Source organism: Actinomadura sp. ATCC 39365 (assembly GCF_054392275.1).
In genome coordinates this window covers 2,249,760-2,265,231 of sequence record NZ_CP184335.1, presented here as the reverse complement: position 1 = coordinate 2,265,231, position 15,472 = coordinate 2,249,760, and the positions used below count along the sequence as shown (strand labels likewise).

Below are 15,472 nucleotides of genomic sequence, written 5' to 3'. Positions count from 1 at the left end.
GTCCCGAATCATGTTCTACTAGGGGTCATGAAGCTGAGCCGCGAGATCTCAGACGATGGCCGCTTCGTCCGGCAGCCGAACCGCTTCACCGAACGGCTCGGGCCGCCCGAGCCCGGCCGCTACCGGCTCTACGCCTCCTACGCCTGCCCGTGGGCACAGCGCGTGCTGATCGTCCGCGCCCTGCTCCGCCTGGAGGACCTGCTGGACGTCACGATCGTCGACCCCATCCGCGACGAGAAGGGCTGGCGGATCCCCGACGGCGGCCCGCCGTACCTGTCGGAGCTCTACCACGCGACCGAACCGGGCTACACGGGCCGCTACACCGTGCCGTGCATCTGGGACATCCAGGACGAACGCCTCGTCACCAACGACTTCCCGCAGATCACCCTCGATCTGGAGACGTCATGGGGCAGCGCGCCCGACCTGTACCCCGAACGCCTGCGCCCGGACATCGACATCATGAACGACCGCCTCTACCACGGCCTCAACAACGCGGTCTACGAGGCCGGCTTCGCCCGCGGGCAGCAGGCGTACGAGGAGGCGGTCACCCGCGTGTTCACCACGCTCGACCTGCTGGAGGTGCGCCTGGCGGAGTCGGAGTTCCTCTTCGACACGCTCACCGACAGCGACGTGCGGCTGTTCACCACGTTGGTCAGGTTCGACACGGTCTACCACGGCCACTTCAAGTGCTCGATCAGGCGGCTGACGGACTATCCGGCGTTGTGGGCGTACACCCGCAGACTCTACGCGATCCCCGCCTTCCGCGACACCACGGACTTCGACCACATCAGGCGCCACTACTACATGACCCAGACGAACATCAACCCGAGCAGGATCGTTCCGGTAGGGCCGGAACTCGACTGGAGCGTGTGACCCCCGGCCTCGGCATCGCGACGAACAGCAGCGCCGAGGCCAGCACCACCCCGGAGGCCACCCACCAGGCGGCGGACGCGCCCGTCTGCGCGGCCAGGACGCCGAGCGTGGAGTTGGCCAGCACCCCGCCCGCCTGGAGCGAGAGCGAGGACGTCGAGGTGACCGTGGTGCGCTCGGCGGCGGAGACCGCGTTGTGCTGCATCTCCAGGCAGAGCAGCCCGGTCACCGACAGCCCGGCGAACATGACGAGGTAGGCCAGCCCGGCCGCCACCAGGCCGGGCACGCCGTCCAGCCCGGCGGTGGCGGCCAGCGAGCCGACCGACAGCGCGCAGAGCACCGCGCCCACCATGGCCCCCCTGGCCGAGCTGCCGGCCAGGCGAGCCACGCGGGGGGCGAGCACGCTGCCGGTGGCGCTGGCGGCATAGCCCAGGGCCGCCACGACGGCGTAGGCCGCGCTGCCGCGCTCGGCCGTGCCGGCCAGCTCGGCCAGGCGGCCGGGGGTCAGCAGCTCGATCGTCATCAGCAGCACGCCGGACGCGGCCGCGGCGGCCATCAGGCGGCGCAGCACCGCGCCCCCGGCCGCCAGCCGGATCCCGGCGACCACCGTGGCGGGCACCTCACGCAGCACGCCCCCCAGCGAGCGCCGCGCGTGCGCCGGCTCGGGCAGCGCGAACATCACCACGACCAGCAGCACGACGGCCGCGCCCGCCCCCAGCAGCGGCGGCACGGCGAGCGGCGTCATCAGCTCCGGCGGCACCAGCATCGGGACCGCGCCGCCCAGCAGCACGCCGACGGCCAGCGCCACCGACTCCATCGCGCCGCCGCGCGCGAGGCCGGGCTTGAGGTCGGCCCCCTCACCCTCGATGCCGTGCAGCGTGTCGACGTACCAGGAGGTCGCCGGGCCGCTGGACAGGGCCCTGGCGATCCCCTTGAGCACGCCGCTGACCAGGAACATCCAGAACGCGGTGGAGACGCTCATCAGCGCCAGGCCCGCCGCGGTGAACACCGCCGAGCAGGCCAGCACCGCGCGCCGCCCGACGACGTCGGCCAGGCCGCCGGTGGGCAGCTCCAGGCTCGCGGTGACGACCGAGAAGACGGTCACCGACAGGCCGACCTCGACCAGGCCGAGGCCCCTCTCGGTCATCAGCAGCACCATGCAGGCGACCATGAGCCCCGGCGGCAGCCAGGTCAGGAAGCTGACGAGCATGTAGCGCCGCAGGGCGGAACGAGCGGTCATCGGTCCTGCTCCTCTTCGTCGTCACCGGCCTGTTCGTCGTCACCGGCCCGGGGGAAGCCCTCGCGGGGGAAGCCGCCCCGCCAGATGTGCACCTGCCGGACGTCGGGGTCGCCGGCGTAGCGGGCGGCCAGCTCGCGGAGCAGCTCCTCGACCCGCTCGTCGAACTCCAGCAGCCCGGCCGGCGGCAGCTCCACGAAGTCGTCGCTCATCCCCGCCGCCCGCACCCACTCGGGGGACCATCGGCGCTCGTCATAGCCCTGGGCGACGCGGGCGAGCGCCTCGACCTGGCGCATCCGCATGATCCGGACCGCCTCGCGGCCCTCCTCGGTGCCGGACAGCTCGCCGCTGTCCCAGGAGGTGTAGCGGTGGCGGGCCCGCCAGCGGCGCTCGCGGCCGTCGCGCCGATCGGGGTCCTCCTCGATGAAGCCGTACTTGAACAACTCACGCAGGTGGTAGCTGGTCGAGCCGGAGCTCTCGCCGACCTTGCGGCCCAGCTCGCTGGCGGTGGCCGGGCCGTCGCTGCGCAGCAGCCCGAGCAGCCGCACCCGCAAGGGGTGGGCGACCACTTTGAGCACCTGCGGGTCACTGATCGTGTACTGCTCCTCCATGAGGACGAGCATAGACCGCAAAGTCTTTTTTGCAAAGGCTATTTTGCGATCCCTGCGACCCTCCGGCCCGGCCTCCTAAACTGGGCGGATGCTTGACGACATCCGCGTGGACGACGCCGTCCTCGCCCTGCGCCCCGACTTCGCCGTGCTGGTGATGCTGGCCCACGGCCTGCGGAACGGCCCCACCGACGACCGCACCCGCGCCTGGCTGGCCGAGGCGTCGGCGTCCGAGGTGCAGGCCGACAAGATCGACGCCTGGAAGGACGCCTACCGCGCCTTCGGCGCCAAGCCGCAGCGCACCAGGCCCTCGGTCGACGCCCTGACCCGGCGCATGCCGCTGCCGGAGATCAACCGGGTGGTCGACGCGTACAACACGATCAGCGTCAAGCACGCGCTGCCCATCGGCGGCGAGGACCTCGACCATTACCAGGGCCCGGCCCGGCTGGTGCGGGCGACCGGCGACGAGCACTCGGAGGAGGCGCTCGGGCAGCCCGAGCCCGGCGAGGTGATCTGGCGCGACGACGCCGGCGTGACCTGCCGCCGGTGGAACTGGCGTCAGGTGGCGCGCACCCGGCTCACCGAGGAGACGACCAACGCGATCTTCCTCCTCGAACGCCTGGAGCCGATGTCGATGGAGGAGCTCCAGCAGGCCGGCAAGGAGCTGGCGGACCTGCTGGAGGAGCTGTCACCCGGGGTGCGGATCACCAGCAGAATCGTGCCCGGAGGGAAATAAACCTGCCGGCCATACGTTGATACCAAACAGTAACAATGGCGGCTCTCCCTGGATTGACTAGGCGGGCGTGACCTCTTCGGCGTGTCCTGAGAGGATCGTTCGAGGCGGCGCGTGCTCTTCGGCGCGCGCTGCCGGTCCGGGCGAGTAGCCTTGGACAGGTTCTCTAACATCAACGCCGATCTGCGGAAGAGGGCGATTTCCGCCGTGTCGTCTGAGTCGTCGCGGACAAACCCGCTGGCAAGCTTTGGTCAGAACGAGTGGCTTGTCGACGAGCTGTACCAGAAGTACCTTCAAGATCCAGAGTCTGTCGACAAGGCCTGGTGGAACTTCTTCGCTGACTACAACCCTGATTACGGACCGGGCCGGACCCCGGTCAGGGAGGCGGCGAACGGCACTGCGACCGCGCCCGCACCTCCCAAGGCGCCCCCGAAGGCGCCTCCGGCAGCCGAGAAGCCGAAGCAGCCGGCCACCCCGGTGCCCAAGGGCGCCGAGGAGGTGAAGCTGCGCGGCGCCGCCGCGCGCACGGCCGCCAACATGGACCTGTCCCTGACGGTCCCGACGGCGACCAGCGTCCGGGCCATCCCGGCCAAGCTGCTCATCGACAACCGCATCGTGATCAACAATCACCTCAAGCGGGGGCGTGGCGGCAAGATCTCCTTCACCCACCTGATCGGCTTCGCGATCGTCAAGGCGCTGAAGGCGATGCCGGAGATGAACTACTCCTACACGGAGGTCGACGGCAAGCCCACGCTGGTCAAGCCCGAGCATGTCGGGTTCGGCCTGGCGATCGACGTCCAGAAGAGCAACGGTGAGCGCCAGCTCCTCGTGCCCTCGATCAAGGGCGCCGAGGAGATGGACTTCCGCCAGTTCTGGGTGGCCTACGAAGAGGTCGTCCGCAAGGCCCGCGCGGGCAAGCTGGGCGTCGACGACTTCTCCGGCACCACGATCTCGCTGACCAACCCCGGCACGATCGGCACCGTCCACTCCGTTCCGCGTCTGATGCCCGGCCAGGGCACGATCATCGGCGTCGGCGCGATGGAATACCCGGCCGAGTACCAGGGCGCCTCGCCCGACACGCTGTCGCGCTTGGCCGTCTCCAAGGTCATGACGCTGACCAGCACCTACGACCACCGGATCATCCAGGGCGCCCAGTCGGGCGACTTCCTGCGCCAGATCCACCGGCTGCTGCTCGGCGAGGACGGCTTCTACGACGAGATCTTCGAGGCCCTGCGCATCCCGTACGAGCCGGTGCGCTGGGTCCAGGACATCTCGGCCTCGCACGACGACGACGTGGCCAAGTCGGCCAGGGTCATCGAGCTGATCCACGCCTACCGCGTGCGCGGCCACCTGATGGCCGAGACCGACCCGCTGGAGTACAAGCAGCGCAAGCACCCCGACCTCGACATCCAGTCCCACGGGCTGACCCTGTGGGACCTCGAGCGCGAGTTCGCCACGGGCGGTTTCGGCGGCCGTCCGCTGATGAAGCTCCGCGAGATCCTGGGCGTGCTGCGCGACTCCTACTGCCGCACGGTCGGCATCGAGTACATGCACATCCAGAACCCCGAGGAGCGGGCCTGGATCCAGGCGCGGGTGGAGAAGCCGCACGCCTCGCCCGAGCGCGACGAGCAGCTCAACATCCTGTCCCGGCTCAACACCGCCGAGGCGTTCGAGACGTTCCTGCAGACGAAGTTCGTCGGCCAGAAGCGTTTCTCGCTGGAGGGCGGCGAGTCCCTGATCCCGCTGCTCGACTCGGTGATCAGCGACGCCGCCGACGAGGGCCTCGACGAGGTCGTCATCGGCATGGCCCACCGCGGCCGGCTCAACGTGCTGGCCAACATCGTGGGCAAGTCCTACGCGCAGATCTTCGGCGAGTTCGAGGGCAACATCGACCCGCGCACCGCCCACGGCTCCGGCGACGTCAAGTACCACCTGGGCGCGAGCGGCGAGTTCACCGCGCCCAGCGGCAAGATGATCACGGCGTCCGTGGTGGCCAACCCCTCCCACCTGGAGGCGGTCGACCCGGTGCTGGAGGGCGTCGTCCGCGCCAAGCAGGACCTCCTGGAGCGCGGCGAGGAGGGCTTCACCGTCCTTCCCGTCCTCGTCCACGGCGATGCGGCCTTCGCCGGCCAGGGCGTGGTGGCCGAGACGCTCAACCTGTCGCAGCTGCGCGGCTACCGCACCGGCGGCACCGTGCACGTGGTGGTCAACAACCAGGTGGGCTTCACCACCTCGCCGGCCTCCTCCCGCTCGTCGGTCTACGCGACCGACGTCGCGCGGATGATCCAGGCGCCGATCTTCCACGTCAACGGCGACGACCCCGAGGCCGTGGTGCGCGTGGGCCAGCTGGCCTACGAATACCGCCAGGCGTTCCGCAAGGACGTCGTCATCGACCTCATCTGCTACCGCCGCCGCGGCCACAACGAGGGCGACAACCCCGCCTTCACCCAGCCGCTGATGTACGACCTGATCGACGCCAAGCGCTCGACCCGCAAGCTCTACACCGAGGCGCTGATCGGCCGGGGCGACATCACGGTCGAGGAGGCCGAGTCGGCGCTGCGCGACTACCAGGCCAAGCTGGAGCAGGCGTTCACCGAGACGCGCGAGGCGGCCAAGAAGCCCAAGGAGGCGGCCGCCATGCGGGTGCCCCCGGCCGAGGTCGTCAAGTGGTCCCACGCCGACACGCCGACGGCGATCAGCGACGAGACGCTCAAGCGCATCGTCGACACCCAGCTCAACCTGCCCGAGGGCTTCACGCCGCACCCGCGCCTGGCGCCGGTGCTGCAGCGCCGCGGTCAGATGGTCGAGACCGACTCGATCGACTGGGCGATGGGCGAGACGCTGGCGTTCGGCTCCCTGCTGATCGACGGCCACCCGGTGCGCCTGGTCGGCCAGGACTCCCGGCGCGGCACGTTCACCCAGCGCCACGCGGTGCTGGTCGACCGGATGACCGGCGCCGACCACACGCCGCTGAAGCAGTTCAACGAGGGCACCACGAAGTTCTACGTCTACGACTCGCTGCTCAGCGAGTTCGCGGCGCTCGGCTTCGAGTACGGCTACAGCGTCGTGCGTCCCGATGCCCTGGTGGCCTGGGAGGCGCAGTTCGGCGACTTCGTCAACGGCGCCCAGACGATCATCGACGAGTTCATCTCGTCCGGTGAGCAGAAGTGGGGCCAGCGGTCGTCGGTCGTGCTGCTGCTGCCGCACGGCTTCGAGGGCCAGGGCCCCGACCACTCCTCGGCCAGGATCGAACGGTTCCTGCAGGTCTGCGCGCTCGACAACATGACGGTCGCGCAGCCGTCCACGCCGGCCAACTACTTCCACCTGCTGCGCTGGCAGGTGGAGTCCAACCGGCACAAGCCGATGGTGGTCTTCACGCCCAAGTCGCTGCTGCGACACAAGGCGGCCACGTCGAAGGCGTCCGACTTCACCACCGGCACCTTCCAGCCGGTCATCGGCGACACCACGGTCGATCCGGCCAAGGTCACCCGGATCGTCCTGGTCTCGGGCAAGCTCTACTACGACCTGGCCGCACAGCGCGACAAGACGGGCCGCGACGACGTCGCGATCGTCCGTCTCGAGCGGCTCTACCCGTTCCCCACCGAGGAGCTCACCGCCGAGCTGGCCCGCTACGGGCAGCAGGCCGAGCTGGTGTGGGCCCAGGACGAGCCGGTGAACATGGGCCCGTGGCCCTACCTGACGCTGAAGCTGGCCGAAGACCCGCAGACGCTCGGCGGCCGGTCGCTGCGCCGCGTCTCGCGGACCCCGAACAGCTCGCCCGCGACGGGTTCGCACAACTCGCACGACACCGAGCTGGAGGAGATCCTCCACCAGCTCTTCGGCTGAGCAGGCCGCCAGTGAGCCCCCGGCCGTCCGGCCGGGGGCTTCTGTGTTGACCGGCAGGGTGAGGCCCCTGCCTGCACGAAGGAGAAACCCATGTACTTCACCGATCGAGGGATCGAGGAGCTGGTCGATCGGCGGGGCGAGGAAGAGGTCAGCGTGCTCTGGCTGGGCGAGCGGCTGCGCGAGTTCGTCGATCTCAACCCCGAGTTCGAGACCCCGATCGAGCGGCTGGCCACCTGGCTGGCCCGCCTCGACGACGAGGACGACGACTGACGGGATCCGCCGCCGAGACGCGATACATCTTGAGTTTTCGAGTAACGCGACATATCGTGTTCTCGTAAGAGACGTACTCGTCAAGGAGGCATACGTTCATGGAGAAGTGGACGCTCGACGCTCCCGAGCAGCTCACGTTCGGGCCGGTGGAGTCACTTGACGTGCGGATCGTCGCCGGCAGGCTGGCCGTCCTGGCCAGCGAGGGCCCGCCCACGCTGGAGCTGACGGAGATCGAGTCGGCCGCGCCGCTGCTGGTCAGCTACGACGCGCTGACCAAAGAGCTGGTCGTCACCTACGAGGGCCTGACCCTGGACGGGCTGCTCGGCTGGCTGCGGCGCGACAAGCGCAGGACCAACCTCACGCTCACCGTGCCCAGGGGGTGCCGGGTGAACACGGAGGTGGTCTCGGCGTCCACGGTGCTGGCCGGGTTCGAGCGTTCCACCCGGGTCAAGAGCGTGTCCTCGGAGGTCGTCCTCGACGGCGTGAGCGGCGAGGTGAGCGCCACCACGGTCTCCGGCTCGATCGAGAGCCGGGCCATGGAGGGCGACCTGGCGTTGAAGACCGTCTCGGGCGAGCTGACGCTGGCCGACGGCAGCCCGCGCCGGCTCAAGGCCAGCACGGTGTCCGGCCGCATCACCGCCGACCTGACGCTCCGGCCGACGAGTCATGTGACGCTCAACAGCGTCTCGGGTGCCATCCTGGTGCGGGTGCCGGAGAACGTCGAGTCCGACGTCAGCATGAGGTCCACCTCCGGCAGGCTGAGCTCGACGTTCGACGGACTGTCGGCGAACAACAGCCCCGGCTCCAAGACGCTGTCCGGACGCCTGGGGGGCGGCATGGCCTCACTGTCGGCGTACACCGTCTCGGGCGAGGTCGCGCTGCTCAAGGGAGAGAAGGAATGAGCCCTGTCTTCGGTCACGGCCGGCTCCGGCTGTACCTGCTCAAGCTGCTGGAGGAGAGCCCGCGGCACGGGTACGAGGTCATCCGGCTGCTCCAGGACCGCTTCCTCGGCGTCTACTCGCCCTCGCCCGGCACGATCTACCCGCGGCTGGCCCGCCTGGAGGAGGAGGGCCTGGTCACGCACGAGGTGGTCGAGGGCAAGAAGGTGTTCTCCATCACCGACAAGGGCCGCGAGGAGCTCAACGCCCGGCTCGACGAGCTCGACGACCTGGAGCAGGAGATCTCCGCCTCCGTGCGCGACATCGCCCGCGAGGTCAAGGAGGACGTCCGCGACACGGTGAAGTCGCTGCGCGACGAGCTGACCCGGATGGCCAAGGACGTCCGCACCGGCACCCGCGACGACGCCAAGGCGCGGGCCGAGGAGCTCAAACGGCTCAAGGAGCAGCAGAAGCGGCAGTGGATGGCGCACGCCAACCAGTGGCAGGTGGAGAGCGACCGGCTGGCCGGCGAGTGGCGCCGGATCTGGTCGGACATCTGGACCACGCTCGGCGGCGACACCGTGCGCCGGACCGAGCTCGACAGCGAGCTGGGCGAGCTGCTGGCCGACTTCGTGGCCCAGGCCCGCACGGAGGCCGCCGGCGCCGCCCTGACCACGCAGAAGCTGGACGAGCTGCACACCGTGCTCGACGAGGCGTCCGCCCGCATCCGCGACATCCTCCAGCGCTGAACCGCCGCTGAGCCGTCGTCAGGCTGAGCGCAATGAGCGTTGCGGGCGTCCGTGGCGGCGGGCCGCTCTGCGGGCGTGATAGGCGACCGGCATGTAGCGCAACCGCTCGGGCAGGCGCGCGGTCAGCATCGCCACGGCGTGCCCGAGGTGCCGCAGCCGCCGCTCGTCCCGGGCCGTCCAGCGCAGGCCGAGCTTCCTGCGCGCGGCCGGCGGCAGGGTGCCGACGGTGACGAAGTGGTTGAACTCCCCCGAACCCAGCCCCACCGGCGTCCACAGGCGGCGCAGCGGCCTCGGCAGGCCGGGCGGGGCGGGCGTGCCGCGCATGACGGCGAGCACCTCCAGCGCCGTCGGGTGCGGCTCCAGCCGTTCGGCGACCATCGTGTCGAAGTAGCGCCAGAACGCCTCCAGGTCCGCCGGCATCTCCCGCTCCGGCACCTGCAGGATCGCGCCGAGCTGCCGCGACTCGGCGTACATGCGGCGTTGCTGCTCCTCGGTGTAGGGGGTGCCGAAGTAGCGGTTGAGCGTGACGAAGCGCTCGAACAGCGACAGGTGCACCCAGGCCCACGCCTCGCCGTTCAGGGCGTGGTAGGCGCGGCCGTGCTCGTCCACGCCGCTGATGGAGCGGTGCAGCTCGCGCAGCCGCCGCCCCTCGGCCAGGCCGCCCTCACCGCCGTAGACCCACTTCTGGACGGAGGCGAGCGTGCGGTTGAGCCGCCCCCACGGGTCGTCCTTGTACGTCGAGTGCTCCGCCACGGCCGCGCCGACCGCCGGGTGCATGGTCTGGAGGACCAGCGCGCTGCCGGCCACGAGCAGGTTGCGGTATTCGCCCGCGGTGTCCCAGTGCATCGAACCCGGGCCGAAGGGCTCAACGTTCATGGTGAACGCCTCCAGGGTGATACGACGTCATTCTTCCTGTATCACCCAGAAGGCGGACAAGTAACCCTTCACTTATTCAGCTGGTAAAGACGATTTTTCCGAAGATCTCCCCCTCGGCCATGGCCGCGAAGCCGTCCCTGGCCTCGGTCATCGGCAGCGTCCGGTCGATCATCGGCCGCACGCCCGTCTGCTCCAGGAACACCGCGAGCCGCTGGAGCTGGTCGCGGGTGCCCATGGTGGTGCCGACCACGGAGAGCTGCAGGAAGAAGACGCGGTTGAGGTCGGCGGGCGGGACCGCGCCGCTGGTGGCCCCGGAGACCACGATGCGGCCGCCCGGCCTGAGCGACTTGAGCGAATGGTCCCAGGTGGCCTGGCCGACGGTCTCCATGACCGCGTCCACCCGCTCGGGCAGCCGCGCGCCCGTCTCGAAGACCTGGTCGGCGCCGAGTTCGCGGGCCCGCTCGCGCTTGCCCTCCGACCGGCTGGTCGCCCAGACCCGGAAACCGCCGGCGCGGCCGAGCGCGATCAGCGCGGTGGCGACGCCGCCGCCGGCGCCCTGCACCAGCACGGTCGAACCGGGTTCGAGCCCGGCCTTGTCGAACAGCATGCGGTACGCGGTCAGCCAGGCCGTGGGCAGGCAGGCGGCCTCCTCGAAGCTGAGCGCGGCCGGCTTGGGCACGAGGTTGCGCCGCGGCACGGCCACCCGCTCGGCGAACGTCCCGTCGTGCACCTCCGACAGCAGCGAGCGCCTGGGGTCGAGCGTCTCGTCCGCGCCCGTGCCGATGACGGCGTGCACGATGACGTCGTTGCCGTCCTCGTCCACGCCGGAGGCGTCGCAGCCGAGCACGATCGGCAGCCGGTCCTGCCTGATGCCCACGCCCTTGAGCGTCCACAGGTCGTGGTGGTTGAGGGCGGCGGCGCGTACCGAGACGGTCGTCCAGCCGTCGGGCGCCTTCGGGTCGGGGTGCTCACCGAGCGTCAGCCCGGCGAGCGGATTGTCGGGATCGGTCTGTGTGGCGGTTACGGCGAACATGGCCGCACCCTACTAACCGACCCGCCACCACCCCCGACACCGCCCCGCCCGACCGAGCCGCCGCCTCGCCTCGCGGCGTCCGGCCGGGCCTCAGTCCTTGACCGTCACCCGGATCCCGGCGAGGGCGCGGCGTCTGAACTCCTCGGAGCCGGCGACGGCGACCTCCACGTCCCCCCGGCACGTCCACTCGCCCGGACGCCCGCGCCCCTCGATCACCTTCGGCAGCCGGGCCTTCCTGACGCAGTCGGGCGTGGGCGCCAGCACGACCATCTCCCGCACTCCCCCGCCGAACCACAGCTGCGGCCCGGCCGGGCCCTCCTGGGTCATGGCACCCGGACGGGCCAGCCGCACCGATCCTTCGCCCGACAACACCAGGTACCCCTCCCGGGTCACCTTCCCGTGCAGCTCCCGCGCCAGGGCCGTGCGCTGGTCGAAGGTCAGTCCGTCGCCCCTGTCCTGCATCGCCACCCGCCAGCGTCCGAACGCGAACAGCAGCACCTGCCCACTGCCTCCGCCGGGCTGGGGCGGCCACAGGGTGACGCCGGGGCCGTAGCTCCTGATCGGCCGGCCGCCGCCGGTCACCTCGGCGACCCCGTTGTACGGCACGCCGAACTGCCGGAACCGCCCGTCGATCCACGCCCCCTGGAACGGCCGCACCCCCAGCTCGTTGAGGTCGAGGTCGGCCGGGTAGCGCACCTCGGCCTTCAGCCCGTCGGGGAAGACGACGTCGATGATCTCGTCGCGGCCCTTGGTCCTGGCCGGGATCCGCAGGGCGTTGGGGCCGTTCTCGATCCTGGTGAGGGAGCGGATGGGCGTGGTGGCGGACGGCGAGGGCGGCTCCTGCCGTGGGTCGCGGCTGAGCAGCAGGCTGACGGCCGGGATCACCAGCAGAGCCAGCACCACCGCGAGCCCGATCCACCGGCGGCGGCCGCGCCCCCTGCCTCGATGACGTCGAACTGGTCGGACACGACGTGCCTCGCCGGGTTAGTGCGGGTTGCGCCCTTCACTCCCAGTTCAGTTGAGCGACATCCACCCGCGCAAGCCCTCGAACCCGGCGAAGTCCCCGTGCGAGGTCACAACTTCACAACCTCGCCGGGATCACCAGGTGGCCACGTTGGGCCCGTCGCCCGCCACCAGGCCGACCCGCTGCCCCACGAGCTCCCGGGACATGGCGTCGGCCAGCAGCTCCGGCTCCAGCACGTGCGCGTGCGCCCGCCCGCCGGCCGGCAGGTCGACGACGAGGATGCCCTTGTCCGGCTCGCCGTCCGGGCCGTGCGCGACCGTGTAGCCGGCCACGGTGGCGGGCCCGGCGTACGAGCCCACGACGGGCACCCCGGCCGCCGTGAACACCGGGACGGCGTCCCCCGGCGGCCCGCCCGGCTCGCTGGACCACACCGCGTACGTGTGCTTCGTCAGGTGCATCCCCACGCCGGTCACCAGCCCGTGGCCCGACTGCGTGCGCAGCAGCCCGGCCATCGTGGCCGTCGAGTGCAGCACGTAGTCGCTGGCCGGGCCGCCGGCGTACGGCAGGCCGCCGGTGACCGTCAGGCCGCGCCGGTCGTACGGGTCGAGCCCGATCGCGTCGCACGCCTGCCGCAGCGCGACGGCGAAGCAGCTGTACAGGTCGAGGGCGTCCATGTCGGCCAGGCCGAGCCCGGCGCGGCGGAAGGCGGCCTCGGCGGCGGCCCCGATCGCCTGCGACGAGCCGAGCGCGGGCCGCGCCGCCACCTCCCACGTGTCCTCGGCGTACGCCCAGCCGCGCAGGTAGACCCGCCGCTCGTCCGGCACTCCCAGCCGGTCGGCCAGCTCCGCGCAGGCCAGGACGACGGCCGCCGCCTGGTCGACCTCCATGACCGCCACGGTGTTCCTGCTGTACGGCCAGCCGACGAACCGGTTGCCCTTCACCAGCTCCTCGGGCGTGCGCACGGCCCGCCGCCACGCGTGCGGGTTGGCCGCGGCCACCTCCGTCATCGGCGCCATCATCCGGCCCCGGTCGAGCATCTCCTCCTCGACCGTCATCCCGGCCGCCGCCCGCCGCGCGGTCTCCATGATCGCGTACGTGTGCACGGGCAGGAACAGGTCGTGTGCCAGCTCGGCCGGGTGCGGGGGCCGTTCCCAGCCGTAGGGCGGCTTGGGATCGGCGGCGTGGCTCCACGGCACGTGCTCGCCCGCCCGCCGGTAGGCCCGCCGGGTGGCCAGCGCCTCGGCCCCGGTGATCAGCGCGCAGTCCAGGTCGCCCGCCGCGATGCCGGCCGCGGCCGCGCCGATGAGGAGCTGCGGAGCCGTACCGCTGACCTTGGAGTAGGCGGTGTGGCGCGGCGTGGCGCCCAGGCGCTCGGCCAGCCGCCCGGTCGGCGAGTCGTACTGCCAGGAGTCGGTGTGGACGATCTGGATCGAGTCGAGCCGTCCGGCGGGCAGCCGGGCGTCATCGGCCGCCTCGCGGGCGACCGATTCCCACAGATCGAGCGGTTCCGGGCCGGGCTGCTCGCGAACGGTGCGTTGTGCGATGCCGATGAGACAGGGGGTGCGTGGATCCATACGGACATCTAACCAGAACAACATTCGGTTGATAAGTAGTGGCGTTTGATAATCAGGGTTACCACTGTTGCAGCAGAATCATCATCATGACCTTGACCTGCGAAGATGCCTTTCTGGAATACATGCGATTTCGCTATTTCCATAACGAATCGGAACCAGGTCCGACCTTTTCACGTCGCTTTCTGGCTGACGGGTTGCGCCATTCATTAGCGTGCTCAACGTTTTCCTGGCCCACCGGGGCGCAGCACCCCGCTCTGGGCCGCCGAGAACCGAGAGGAGTTCCATGCATTCCCGAGCAAGGCGCATCACGATCACCCTCGCCGTGCTGGTGTCCGCCGCTCTGGCCGCCGGCACGACCACCGGCGCCGCGGCGGAGGCGGCCTCGGCCCCCGACGTCGTGTCCAGGAACGCGGCGACCCCCGCCGAGCAGGCCGTGCAGTTCTGGACGCCCGATCGCATCAAGCTCGCCACCGACCACGACGGCGCGCTCGACGTGTCGTCCAGGGGCGTCAGGGGCGTCAGGGGCGTCACGGGCGGAAACCAGACCCCCGACGGCCCGCCCGGATCGGTCCCGCCGATCGGCGGGGAGAAGGCCAAGGCCGGCAAGAGCAGGCAGGTCAACCTGCCCAACACGGTCGGCCGGGTGTTCTTCACGCTGCCCCGGACCGACCCGCGCAACCCGAAGAACTGGCGGTACTGCTCGGCCAGCTCCGTACAAGGCAAGTACCGCAATCTGGTGGCGACCTCCGCCCACTGTGTCTACGACACCCAGAAGAACACCTTCTACGACAACTGGATCTTCATCCCGTCGTACTGGGACGGCGACAACGCGTGGGAGGGCAAGGCGCCGTACGGCATCTACGCCGCCAGGACGTTCAACGCGCACGACGACTTCGTGGTGAAGGAGGACTACGACTTCGACTACGCGTTCGTCAACGTCTACAACGGCATCAAGGTGAGCTGGGAGAAGACCGGCAACCGGTGGCGCTGGACGGTCAGGAACGTCGGCCGCCTCGGTGACAACGTCGGCGGCCAGGGCTTCACCTGGAACCGCAGCACGAAGCTGAACGTGTTCTCCTTCGGCTACCCGGCCGGCGGGCACCCCGACGGCGACAGGCCGTACACCGGCCGCACCATGAAGTGGTGCTACGGCAGGACGGCTCCGATGCCCGAGGCCAAGAAGTACGACCTGCAGGAGCAGATCGGCTTCAGGTGCTCCTTCACCGCCGGCGCCGGCGGCGGCCCGTTCATCTACGACTACCGGAACTCCTCCCGCACCGGCTACCTGGTGGGCGTGAACAGCGTCGCGTGGGACACCGACGGCAACGACCGCTACGACCACATCTCGTCGCCGTACTTCAACACCGACACCTACGACGTCTACAAGGCCGCCGCCAACCGCTGGACCGGCAACATGCCATGATCCGGCCCGGCAGTCGAGGCCCCGGATCCTCCTCGGCGGGATCCGGGGCCTTCCCGGTCCGTACGCCGCCCTCGGCGTTTCAGACGCGCGCTTCGGACCCGCGCCTCAGACCCGCGCCTCAGACGCGGAAGACCGGGCCCGTGGCGACGGCGAGGGCGCAGGCGTTGGGGAAGGTCTGCGAGTAGCGGTAGCGGTCGCCGTCCCAGACGCCCTCCGCCCGTACGTCCACCGGTTGGTAGTCGGCCGTGCAGGAGACCCCCGTCCGGCCGCTCAGACGGGCCGGGTTCCCGCCCACCTGTTCGAGAGCGGCACAGGCCGCGACCTGCCCCGGCGCGACCCGGCCAGGGGTGCACTCCAGCACGCCCTGCCGATCTCCGACGCTGATCCGGAAAAGCCTTTGGTCCTTGTGCG

The 15,472-nt window shown here is 70.5% G+C and carries 14 protein-coding genes; 7 read left to right on the top strand and 7 right to left on the bottom strand.

Annotated elements, in window-relative coordinates:
* Positions 1-27: 27 nt before the first annotated feature.
* Positions 28-873, top strand: a complete 846-nt coding sequence (locus tag ACNF49_RS11460) for a glutathione S-transferase family protein (protein WP_357984943.1) — start codon at positions 28-30, stop codon at positions 871-873.
* Here the strand turns inward: ACNF49_RS11460 and ACNF49_RS11455 are convergent.
* Both ACNF49_RS11455 and ACNF49_RS11450 read right to left on the bottom strand, forming a co-directional pair.
* A complete protein-coding gene (locus tag ACNF49_RS11455; protein WP_482943649.1) occupies positions 821-2,110 on the bottom strand; it encodes an MFS transporter in 1,290 nt (429 codons plus the stop codon). The two genes, ACNF49_RS11460 and ACNF49_RS11455, sit on opposite strands and share 53 nt — an antisense overlap.
* Entirely contained in the window at positions 2,107-2,718 is a 612-nt protein-coding gene (locus tag ACNF49_RS11450; RefSeq protein WP_357984948.1) for a winged helix-turn-helix domain-containing protein, read from the bottom strand. Before ACNF49_RS11450 ends, ACNF49_RS11455 begins: the two co-directional genes overlap by 4 nt.
* An 88-nt stretch (positions 2,719-2,806) precedes the next feature.
* On the opposite strand from ACNF49_RS11450, the gene ACNF49_RS11445 reads away from it, so the two are divergent.
* The 5 genes from ACNF49_RS11445 (at position 2,807) to ACNF49_RS11425 (ending at position 9,191) form a co-directional block, all read left to right on the top strand.
* Complete coding sequence (locus ACNF49_RS11445; protein ID WP_357984951.1) at positions 2,807-3,451, top strand: B3/B4 domain-containing protein; 645 nt, start codon at positions 2,807-2,809, stop codon at positions 3,449-3,451.
* Between the two features lie 204 nt (positions 3,452-3,655).
* Positions 3,656-7,294: a multifunctional oxoglutarate decarboxylase/oxoglutarate dehydrogenase thiamine pyrophosphate-binding subunit/dihydrolipoyllysine-residue succinyltransferase subunit gene (locus ACNF49_RS11440; RefSeq protein WP_357984954.1), complete on the top strand. Its 3,639-nt coding sequence runs from the start codon at positions 3,656-3,658 to the stop codon at positions 7,292-7,294.
* A 90-nt stretch (positions 7,295-7,384) separates the two neighbouring features.
* On the top strand, positions 7,385-7,564 hold the full coding sequence (locus ACNF49_RS11435; protein WP_352323532.1) for a DUF6104 family protein: 180 nt from the start codon (positions 7,385-7,387) through the stop codon (positions 7,562-7,564).
* 98 nt (positions 7,565-7,662) lie between these two features.
* A complete protein-coding gene (locus tag ACNF49_RS11430) occupies positions 7,663-8,466 on the top strand; it encodes a DUF4097 family beta strand repeat-containing protein (protein WP_357984957.1) in 804 nt (267 codons plus the stop codon).
* Positions 8,463-9,191 carry a PadR family transcriptional regulator gene (locus ACNF49_RS11425; RefSeq protein WP_482943647.1) on the top strand — a complete coding sequence of 243 codons (729 nt, stop codon included), beginning with the start codon at positions 8,463-8,465 and terminating at the stop codon, positions 9,189-9,191. The genes ACNF49_RS11430 and ACNF49_RS11425 overlap by 4 nt, the downstream gene beginning before the upstream one ends.
* 18 nt (positions 9,192-9,209) lie before the next feature.
* Here the strand turns inward: ACNF49_RS11425 and ACNF49_RS11420 are convergent, their stop codons facing one another.
* The 4 genes from ACNF49_RS11420 to ACNF49_RS11405 all read right to left on the bottom strand — a co-directional run bounded on the left by ACNF49_RS11420 (position 9,210) and on the right by ACNF49_RS11405 (position 13,638).
* On the bottom strand, positions 9,210-10,067 hold the full coding sequence (locus ACNF49_RS11420) for an oxygenase MpaB family protein (RefSeq protein WP_482943646.1): 858 nt from the start codon (positions 10,065-10,067) through the stop codon (positions 9,210-9,212).
* Positions 10,068-10,143: 76 nt separating this feature from the next.
* Positions 10,144-11,100 (bottom strand): zinc-binding dehydrogenase, encoded by a 957-nt coding sequence (locus tag ACNF49_RS11415; protein ID WP_482943645.1) that lies wholly within the window; start codon positions 11,098-11,100, stop codon positions 10,144-10,146.
* A gap of 90 nt (positions 11,101-11,190) precedes the next feature.
* Positions 11,191-12,003, bottom strand: a complete 813-nt coding sequence (locus tag ACNF49_RS11410; protein ID WP_482943644.1) for a hypothetical protein — start codon at positions 12,001-12,003, stop codon at positions 11,191-11,193.
* 195 nt (positions 12,004-12,198) lie between these two features.
* Complete coding sequence (locus tag ACNF49_RS11405; protein ID WP_482943643.1) at positions 12,199-13,638, bottom strand: TLP1 C-terminal extension domain-containing protein; 1,440 nt, start codon at positions 13,636-13,638, stop codon at positions 12,199-12,201.
* Between the two features lie 283 nt (positions 13,639-13,921).
* On the opposite strand from ACNF49_RS11405, the gene ACNF49_RS11400 reads away from it, so the two are divergent.
* Complete coding sequence (locus ACNF49_RS11400) at positions 13,922-15,061, top strand: trypsin-like serine peptidase (RefSeq protein WP_482943642.1); 1,140 nt, start codon at positions 13,922-13,924, stop codon at positions 15,059-15,061.
* A gap of 118 nt (positions 15,062-15,179) precedes the next feature.
* On the opposite strand, the gene ACNF49_RS11395 is transcribed toward ACNF49_RS11400, so the two are convergent.
* Positions 15,180-15,422, bottom strand: a complete 243-nt coding sequence (locus tag ACNF49_RS11395; RefSeq protein WP_357984979.1) for an SSI family serine proteinase inhibitor — start codon at positions 15,420-15,422, stop codon at positions 15,180-15,182.
* Positions 15,423-15,472: the final 50 nt, after the last annotated feature.

What these genes read in the sequence shown, in the direction of transcription:
- ACNF49_RS11460 (WP_357984943.1), top strand. Translation starts at nt 28, where the DNA reads ATGAAGCTGAGCCGCGAGATCTCAGACGATGGCCGCTTCGTCCGGCAG.
- ACNF49_RS11455 (WP_482943649.1), bottom strand. Translation starts at nt 2,110, where the DNA reads ATGACCGCTCGTTCCGCCCTGCGGCGCTACATGCTCGTCAGCTTCCTG.
- ACNF49_RS11450 (WP_357984948.1), bottom strand. Translation starts at nt 2,718, where the DNA reads ATGGAGGAGCAGTACACGATCAGTGACCCGCAGGTGCTCAAAGTGGTC.
- ACNF49_RS11445 (WP_357984951.1), top strand. Translation starts at nt 2,807, where the DNA reads ATGCTTGACGACATCCGCGTGGACGACGCCGTCCTCGCCCTGCGCCCC.
- ACNF49_RS11435 (WP_352323532.1), top strand. Translation starts at nt 7,385, where the DNA reads ATGTACTTCACCGATCGAGGGATCGAGGAGCTGGTCGATCGGCGGGGC.
- ACNF49_RS11430 (WP_357984957.1), top strand. Translation starts at nt 7,663, where the DNA reads ATGGAGAAGTGGACGCTCGACGCTCCCGAGCAGCTCACGTTCGGGCCG.
- ACNF49_RS11425 (WP_482943647.1), top strand. Translation starts at nt 8,463, where the DNA reads ATGAGCCCTGTCTTCGGTCACGGCCGGCTCCGGCTGTACCTGCTCAAG.
- ACNF49_RS11420 (WP_482943646.1), bottom strand. Translation starts at nt 10,067, where the DNA reads ATGAACGTTGAGCCCTTCGGCCCGGGTTCGATGCACTGGGACACCGCG.
- ACNF49_RS11415 (WP_482943645.1), bottom strand. Translation starts at nt 11,100, where the DNA reads ATGTTCGCCGTAACCGCCACACAGACCGATCCCGACAATCCGCTCGCC.
- ACNF49_RS11405 (WP_482943643.1), bottom strand. Translation starts at nt 13,638, where the DNA reads ATGGATCCACGCACCCCCTGTCTCATCGGCATCGCACAACGCACCGTT.
- ACNF49_RS11400 (WP_482943642.1), top strand. Translation starts at nt 13,922, where the DNA reads ATGCATTCCCGAGCAAGGCGCATCACGATCACCCTCGCCGTGCTGGTG.